The sequence below is a fragment of the Gardnerella sp. c10Ua_244 genome (assembly GCF_055818055.1).
This window is the reverse complement of record NZ_JARFVS010000024.1, coordinates 1-727: the sequence shown is the minus strand read 5'-3', so window position 1 is coordinate 727 and position 727 is coordinate 1. Positions and strand designations below refer to the sequence as shown.

The window sequence follows — 727 nt, the reverse complement described above, 5'->3', positions numbered from 1 at the left end:
CTTAGACTTGCGTTTAACCGTTCCGTCCTCTCCAACTTCCAAATTACTCCGAGCCGCCATCTCAAGCTCAACCGCTTCAAACTTCTCTTTAGAAATAATGCCTGCATGATGATCTGTATTCAAATACTGACAATCCGCATTTCCCGGAACAGCAATCGCCACATCGCCTGTATATTTACGCCTAGTCAAAGTGCTCTCAACAGCCCGTTTACTCCAACTGTCTTTTCCCTTTGGAGACTTAACACCTTTACTTTTTAACCTTTTAATAATACCGCCGATACTTAATCCTTTTAAATACCAGTCAAAAATATCTCTTACCACTTGTGCTTGGTCTTCATCAATAATCAGCATGCCATGCTTATCTTTCTTATAACCATAACAAACTCTGCTATAAAGACCCGACGTGCCATCTTCTGCTCTACGCCTTAATCCCCAAACAATATTCTCGCTACGCCAATCATTCTCTGCTTGACTACAAGCTTGAACCACACTGATTAAAAGTTCATCATCGACAGTTTCCGTATCAATTTTATCTGTCTCAAAAATAATTCTCGTGCCACATGATCGAATCTTTCTAATAGCCTCTAATCCTTCTTTCGTATCACGACCAAAACGGCTCACACTTTTAGTAAGAATAATATCAAGATTACCTTTCTCACACTCATCAATCATTCGATTAAACTCGTTCCTTGAAGATCCAACCTTAGCGGAAGCAACATCAAGAAAA

At 39.8% G+C, this 727-nt stretch carries 1 protein-coding gene; it reads right to left on the bottom strand.

Going from position 1 to position 727, the window contains the following annotated elements:
• Positions 1-727, bottom strand: a 727-nt coding sequence (locus P0108_RS07140; protein ID WP_473730939.1) for a recombinase family protein, incomplete at both ends; no start/stop codon positions are given.